This window comes from Anaerosporobacter sp. (assembly GCF_031551385.1).
GTDB lineage: Bacteria > Bacillota > Clostridia > Lachnospirales > Lachnospiraceae > Anaerosporobacter.
Window position 1 is genome coordinate 1 of the sequence record NZ_JAVBNS010000116.1, and the last position, 7,707, is coordinate 7,707.

Sequence of the window (7,707 nt, forward strand, 5' to 3'; positions counted from 1 at the left end):
TATCGTCATATCCACATTGTTCTTTTATATACTTTCTTGCATTCTCACAATGCACATCTTCTCCATAACCTGGTGTTTGCTCTTCGTTCGTCTCTATCAGCTTCTGCAAAATTAAAGGATGTGCTCCTTCCGCATAATCGCATTCAAATCGAATCATAATTTTCGTTCTCCTTCTACATCTCTTAAGAATATATCTCACTCTATTTTAATGCTCAGGATACGCAAAAAGCAAGTACGAATTCAAACTACATTCAAATTCGTACTTACTTATATGTATTATAGCCAATATATAAAACTATACTTTATTATTTTACAATCGCAATTGTCTTCATTATCATATCAAAAGAAGCTTGTAAGCATTGTGTGTCACCAAGATCCCCATTCATATATATAACTTCTACCCAATGATCATTCGTAAATATATCATATATATTTACATATCCAGCAACTTCTGCGTCTGCATTTATTGTATATGTAGTGTAAAGTCCTTTTCCAATAGTCGTTGTCACTTCTTTGCATGAAAAATCTGTAACAATGTTTTCATCTTCTGAAAGCAATTTCAACAGTTCAATCTGCGCTTCCATTGTCTCTTGGATTGTTTCTTTCCATAAATCATAATCCATCTCTTCCCCTTCAAGGTTGATATTTGATATCAAAATAGAAGAATCCTCGCAGCTTTTTAATTCAACAGAAGCCATACTTAATGTTCCCTCTGTCCCACTCTCAACTGTAACATCTTTTGGAAGTTTGAATGTAACAGTATCTAGTGTATATGTTTTTTCGTTTGCTGTCGCTTTCTTAGCAGTAACTGTCACTTTACAAGTATACTTTTTACCATTTGATTTTGCTGTAATTGTTGCTGTACCTGCTGCTTTCGCTGTAACTTTTCCCGTTTTACTTACCGTTGCAACTGTTTTCTTACTAGAAGACCATGTAACTGCTTTTTTCGTTCCACTTAACTTTAATTGCTCTGTCTTTCCAACCGTTAACGATACTTTCGTCTTATTCAATTTAATTGTCGCTGCACTTGCAACTATTGTGTTATTTGTTGCAAAAGTAGCTGGTGCTGATACACCTACTGCAAAAGCTAATGCAATTGCCATAATTTTTGTTTTTAATCTTCTCATACGTTTTCCTCGCCTTTCCCAATTATACATTATGCATATTTTCTTTATAGAGATTCCCTCTACTCTAGCCAGCGACGCCTACTTATTCTCTCAAAACCTCACTGTCATAATCTATTGTACCATATATTGCCACTCTATACTATGTGAGTTTGATTAATGTTTGATTAAATTATTTAATAAAAACTTTATAAATGAATGTTGATTTTTTAATTACTAGGTAGTATATTACTACATAGGAATATCTTATTTAGTAATTTTCCTCTTCGGAATTTACCAAACGGATAATAATCAAAAAATAACAGGAGGTGAATATACCATGTCAAATATGCCAGTCGGAATTTTATTAGCACAGATTAAGCAATTGCAAAGCAGAATCATCGAAAAGAAACTAAAATCTACCTCATTCAAAGACCTAAACGGATCTCAAATCAACATATTATATCAACTTTGGTTAGAGGATGACATTACAATAAGCCAATTAAGTGCTCGTACAAATCTAGCAAACACAACATTGACTACTATGCTCGATCGATTAGAAAAACTTGGGCAAATCAGAAGACAAAGAAATGAAAATAATCGACGCGAAATCCGAATTCAATTAACGGATTCTGCAAAGAATATTCAACAAGATGGTACTACATTATTAGAAGAAATGCATGCAATAAATTTTAATGGTTTTTCCACAGAAGAAGAAACATTAATGTATTCTTTACTATTACGAATGAAACAAAATCTTGAAGAGGAGAATGATAATTATGGACACAAATATTGATAACAGATTAGGAACCGAAAAAATCAGCAAATTGGTACTTAGCCTTGCACTACCTTCCGTTATTGCACAGGTTGTTAACGTACTTTATAACATTGTTGACCGTATCTACATCGGTCATATCCCAGAAGTCGGTTCAACTGCATTAACTGGACTTGGCGTATGTTTCCCTATTATAATGCTTATATCTGCCTTTAGTGCTTTTGTAGGTTCAGGAGGTGCACCATTAGCTTCTATCCAATTAGGAAAAGGTGATAAAAAACGAGCCGAGAAGATTCTTGGTAATGGCGTTACCATACTAATCACATTCTCCGTTATATTAACAATTGTATTTATGCTATTTAAAGAACCATTATTATATGCTTTTGGTGCAAGCGATAATACAATCCCTTATGCACTTGATTATCTTAACATCTATTTGCTTGGTACTATTTTCGTCCAGTTTTCTATTGGTCTTAATACATTTATCTCTTGTCAAGGTCAAGCAAAAACTGCTATGCTTTCCGTTTTAATCGGTGCTATTATTAACATTGCACTTGACCCAGTATTCATCTTCGGTTGTAATATGGGTGTAAAGGGTGCTGCCCTTGCTACTATAATTTCTCAAGGATGTAGTGCTATATGGGTTCTTTCCTTCCTATTATCGAAACGCTCAAGCTTAAGAATAAAATTACCGAACATGAAACCAAACTGGAAAATCATCGGAAGCATTGCCGCTCTTGGTGTTTCACCTTTCATTATGCAAGCTACAGAAAGTTTAATTAACATTGTATTCAATAGTGGATTAAAACATTATGGTGGTGATGTTTATGTTGGTTCTATGACAATTCTTCAAAGTGTAATGCAATTATTTGTTCTACCAACGCAAGGTATTACAATGGGAACGCAACCAATTATCAGTTATAACTATGGTGCAAAAAATCACCAACGTATTAAAGATACATTCCGCTACACTCTTATTGTTACATTTACAATAACCGTTTTAGCTACTCTTTCTGTTGTAATGTTCCCTCAAGTGTTTGCTCGTATGTTTACAACCGACGCAGAATACATTGCCCTTGTTGTTAAAGTGCTTCCAATATTCATGGCTGGTATTTGGATTTTTGGTATCCAAATGGCTTGTCAATCCGCATTCATGGGAATGGGCCAAGCAAAGATTTCTGTTTTCTTAGCATTGCTTCGTAAAATAATTTTACTTATTCCACTTGCATTAATTCTCCCTAAATTTACTGGAGTTATGGGAATCTACTACGCAGAGCCAATTGCAGATATTTTAGCTGCATTGACAACTGGTACTATATTCACTCTTACTTTCAAAAAAATATTAGAAAAGGCTTAGCTTCGTGTTTAGATTCCGCTAAAGAATGGTGTGAATTATTTCATTTTCTTAGCAAACTTGATAATATGTATTGTAGAGATATTCAAACGACATAGTGGGTAACTTAAGAGACATCGTCTTGAAAAGTTACCTAATATGAAATAACTACATAAATCAGGAGGGCTCGAAATGAGAATTGTTTTAGCATTAATAGCAATTATTGGCGGCGGACTTGGTATCATAACAACATTATATTGTGTTATCAGCTTGTTTGGTGTAATTGGTTGGAAGATACATCGTAAAATGAAATATAAGATTTCTATATACGATTAATACCACATAAATCGCTTTTATAAATCATACAAAATAGCTACTACTTTATAGAGCAAATCTATAGAGCAGTAGCTTTTCTTCATCCATTATTCCGATTCTTATCCTCATCACTTACAAACAACGTTCCCGCTCTTCTTAAAGGCAACGCCGTTATATACCTTAATTCCTTACTTGAAATCCAATTGCCTCCATATATATAATTACCTGCCGTAATTTGCGAATAGGCACTTCTTGCAAGTGTTTCCTCATATGGTATCTGCAAAACTCGATTACGATCAGAATAAAAATATTTTGGTATTCGAAAATTCACAATGTTGTTATATTGATTCGTATTCCTATGCAGCATTGTTTCTGTTATCGGAACTTTACTTACAATATCATATTCGTTCATTCCCTTCCAAGCTGCTACTGTTTTCGCAAGCTCACTTTGGCTGTTTGCAAACACTGTTGTACTACATACATAGATTCCTCTATTCTCCCCATAAACCAATCTTGCATTTACAATATCAACAAGATAACGATTCCACGAACTAACTGCCTGATTTGTATATCGTTCTGTCACGCTACATATATTCGTACACGCCTCCCTCTTATTCGCTGCTATCTTACTATTTGTAGAACATGAATTCGCTCTCACATTTGCCCTGCTATCTTGTCTATTAATGCTTGCCAATGTAAATTCATTCTGTCCTCTGAATAAATCCACTGTCAAATCTTCTACCTCATCAAAACCAGACTCCTCATTCTCTTTTTTCGCTTCTTGCACACGTAACTGCATCTCGTCTTTTGGTACTACATTAGCTTCTATATTAGGAAGATGTTTTCTAATGGTATCACCGACAAGATCTACATTATTCTCTGTAATCTTATACTCTGATTTCTTACAAGGCACAGCATTATTCCGATTTCTATTGTTTCCTCTTGTATTCGCATTGTTTCTTCTAAACACTGGCATTGCAAATGCATTTCTCCCCCTATCTGTACCCCCTCCTTTACATCCCCTACTATTTTGTAGCGATTGCATCTCGACTTCTACTTTTTCCTTCTGCCCGTTTTGTCTCGTTTTCCTTTGCTGTTCAAGAAATAATGCGTTCATCAACTCCATCAAATCATCATTCGCAACACCGTTGATAAAGAACAAATCTTCCAATTGCTGCAACGAACCTCTTTCCATCTTTAATGGAACGGAACTACTCGCAGCGTAAAGTTGAAATTGCAATTGCTCCGCTGACGTATTCGTATGTGATGTGGTATTGACATTGTTTCTATCTGAAAAACCTGCAACTTCACTTATACTGCTCTTTTGATTGATCTTAGAGTAGTCAATTAATGGTACAAGACTATCAAGTACTGCCTGCTGATTCAATACAATTTCATTTACTTCGCTCTCTGCCAATGGTTGTGCTAAAACCATAACAAGAAATGTTTCCCTTTCCATTGTACTCGCAAAACAATCAATCCCTAATGTCGTAGAATGGGGATTTATTATACCAGGAACCCCCTCAAGTACTGTACAAAACTGCTTCGTTCGCAGTTCTCTATGTAAAACTTCTCTTTCCTTACTCGTCAATTCTATCATTTGTGAGCCCACAAAATTCGCTTCAAAATTCGCAACCAGTATCTCTTCCCCTCTTTTGACCTCATTCAAGATATCACTCATTCGCTTTTCATCATTTAATACTGGTGCTACTCCATAATAATAATGAATCTTTGTACCAGTTCCTCGTATAAGATAGACATAGGTAATGTTTTGAAATTGCATGGCATCCAATACGTTCTCAATTGCATATAAATTCTTTGCAATTGTATCATACGTCTGATTTTTAACTTCAAAAAGCCGTATATCTCTTATGTCTATTCCACAATCTATACTACATTGCAATTTTTTATTCGAGGCAAGATACATAGAAGAACGATTTCTCATCTTTTCAAATATATCATAATTATTCATACTTCCCACCCTACAAATCATTCATTACTACTATATGATAGAAATATTAAAAATACGTTTTTTCTTTGTTGTCATAATACAAGATTCTTCTTACATATATTATACAAAATAGCAATAAGGAATCTGCCATGGACTTTCAATCTAACGAGCAAGATATTAATAAATTAGTAAAAGTAATCTTCCAAGATGAACTACAGTATTTTAACGCTGCTTTTGATATTGTCAAAAATGAAGTCATTCCTAGTTTAGAGCTTTCACTTGATAGTTTAAATCGCGCTGTACAAGAATATAGAAACGGGCAAAGCATACGAGAAACCCGACTAACTACCATTAATGAAAATAGAGAAGATATAACAAAAACATATTTCACACCTGCATGTAGAGCTATACAACTAAAAATCAATCGCTACTATCAATTTGTAAATGAAGAACTTGAAGAACTCATCCTATCTTTAAACCGCGCTTATGCAAGTGCACAGAACATGATTACATTCGAATCCCTATGGCAAAGTTATGAAAAACAACTACAGGATTGTATCTCGGATGCAACAGATAATCCAAACCCACCTACTTAAAAACGCAAATGTATCCATAAAAATAGAGACCAAAAAGCCCTATAACTCTTTTTAGTCTCTATTTTATCGGCTACTTCGATATCCTATACTCCCTCAAGATTGAATTCTGGAATAAAACTCTCTGTCGCCGTTTCCCCTTCTTGTATAAAACCATTCTCAACTCCAAGTTCAATCGCAAAATCAACTAATTCATCGTATTCCTTTTCCGTTACTTTGCGATTTATCTCAGGATATTCTTTCACTTGTGGCAGTGGTGTATATTGATTCATTAAACTAATATATATCGAATCATGATATGTATCATACAGATAGCGTACCACGTTCTTCGAGTCCTCAAGCCCTTCCGGAAGTAAGAGATGTCTTACAATTACACCTCGTTGCATAATTCCAGACTCCTCCTCTATGATAGGCATTCCTACTTGTGATATCATCTCACGCAATGCTTTTGTTGCAACTTGAAAGTAATCTCTTGTATGAGAATATCTCTGACTCATTGCCTCACTCTTATATTTCATATCTGGCAGGTAGATATCAATCAATCCATCAAGCATCTTGATTGTCTCAACATTCTCATAGCAACCTGTATTATATACGAAGGGAATTTTAATCCCCTTTTTCTTCGCTTGATTAATTGCGTCCACAATCTGAGGTACATAGTGTGTTGGTGTTACAAGATTTATATTATTCGCACCCTTTTCTTCTAATTCAGAGAAGATATCTGCTAATCGCTCTATTGCAATCTTCTTTCCCGCCAATCCTGTTGCTATATTCTGATTTTGACAGAATACACAGCCAATATTACAGCCACTAAAAAACACAGTTCCTGATCCAGCATCACCAGATATACAAGGCTCTTCCCACATATGAAGTGCTGCTCGTGCTACCACAATCTCACTTGTTTGCCCACAGACACCAAGTTCTCCAATGACTCTATTTACTTTACAATTTCTAGCACATAACTGGCATGATTCTAAATGTTTTTTACGCATTTATGTTCCTCTTTTCAATCTCCTATATTTTCTTTTTTATTCTTCTATTATAGCAAATCCTGCTCACGAAATAGAGCTTCTACCGCTTCTTCATATTCACTTGCCTTCTGTGTTTTTCTTATCTTCTTCGCATACTTTTCAGACTCTGTAAACATTCGATTCATATAGAACCAAAATTCTTTCATCTTGAATAATGCATTCCTATCACCAGACATAATCTCTTGGTAACCATGATACACTTCATCATGAAACGCTTTCCAAACTTTCTTATCTTTCTTTGCTTCTTTCATAATCTCCAAGACTAGTTCTGGATTTGCAATAAAACCTCGCCCTATCATAATACGGTCTATTGTAGGAAAACGTTTTGTAATCATTTCATAATCGCTGGCATTGCAGATATCGCCATTATAACACAACGGATTCTTACTATATTTCACCGCTGTTTCGAACACATCTAGATTTGGCTTATTGTTATATTGATCCTTCTGAATTCTTGGGTGGATAATCAATTCTTCCATCTTATATTTGTTATAGATCTCAAGTAAGCGTTCAAACTCTTCTGGACTATCCTTTCCTATTCGAGTTTTCACCGAAATCTTCATCTCACACTCTGTAAATATTTTCTCTAAAAATTCATCTAGCTCC

At 34.8% G+C, this 7,707-nt stretch carries 8 protein-coding genes and 1 pseudogene; 4 read left to right on the forward strand and 5 right to left on the reverse strand.

From position 1 onward, the window contains the following. A pseudogene (locus tag RMR19_RS22025) lies at positions 1-157 on the reverse strand (low specificity L-threonine aldolase); the annotation flags it as partial. A 148-nt stretch (positions 158-305) separates the two neighbouring features. Continuing rightward, complete coding sequence (locus RMR19_RS10415; RefSeq protein ID WP_310603429.1) at positions 306-1,127, reverse strand: Ig-like domain-containing protein; 822 nt, start codon at positions 1,125-1,127, stop codon at positions 306-308. A 316-nt stretch (positions 1,128-1,443) separates the two neighbouring features. Here RMR19_RS10415 and RMR19_RS10420 point away from each other — a divergent pair, with 316 nt between their 5' ends. The 3 genes from RMR19_RS10420 (at position 1,444) to RMR19_RS10430 (ending at position 3,547) form a co-directional block, all read left to right on the forward strand. Continuing rightward, positions 1,444-1,899 carry a MarR family transcriptional regulator gene (locus RMR19_RS10420; RefSeq protein ID WP_310603430.1) on the forward strand — a complete coding sequence of 152 codons (456 nt, stop codon included), beginning with the start codon at positions 1,444-1,446 and terminating at the stop codon, positions 1,897-1,899. Continuing rightward, positions 1,883-3,235 carry an MATE family efflux transporter gene (locus RMR19_RS10425; protein WP_310603431.1) on the forward strand — a complete coding sequence of 451 codons (1,353 nt, stop codon included), beginning with the start codon at positions 1,883-1,885 and terminating at the stop codon, positions 3,233-3,235. The genes RMR19_RS10420 and RMR19_RS10425 overlap by 17 nt, the downstream gene beginning before the upstream one ends. Positions 3,236-3,403: 168 nt before the next feature. Further along, positions 3,404-3,547: a hypothetical protein gene (locus RMR19_RS10430; RefSeq protein WP_310603432.1), complete on the forward strand. Its 144-nt coding sequence runs from the start codon at positions 3,404-3,406 to the stop codon at positions 3,545-3,547. A gap of 79 nt (positions 3,548-3,626) precedes the next feature. Here the strand turns inward: RMR19_RS10430 and RMR19_RS10435 are convergent, their stop codons facing one another. Continuing rightward, complete coding sequence (locus tag RMR19_RS10435) at positions 3,627-5,498, reverse strand: hypothetical protein (protein WP_310603433.1); 1,872 nt, start codon at positions 5,496-5,498, stop codon at positions 3,627-3,629. Positions 5,499-5,626: 128 nt separating this feature from the next. Between RMR19_RS10435 and RMR19_RS10440 the strand changes: the two genes are divergently transcribed. Further along, a complete protein-coding gene (locus tag RMR19_RS10440; protein ID WP_310603434.1) occupies positions 5,627-6,073 on the forward strand; it encodes a hypothetical protein in 447 nt (148 codons plus the stop codon). 83 nt (positions 6,074-6,156) lie between these two features. Here RMR19_RS10440 and RMR19_RS10445 read toward each other — a convergent pair whose 3' ends face one another. Continuing rightward, positions 6,157-7,062, reverse strand: a complete 906-nt coding sequence (locus RMR19_RS10445) for a radical SAM protein (protein WP_310603435.1) — start codon at positions 7,060-7,062, stop codon at positions 6,157-6,159. A 47-nt stretch (positions 7,063-7,109) separates the two neighbouring features. Continuing rightward, the coding region (locus RMR19_RS10450) for a tRNA-dihydrouridine synthase (protein ID WP_310603436.1) at positions 7,110-7,707 on the reverse strand (598 nt) is incomplete at its 5' end.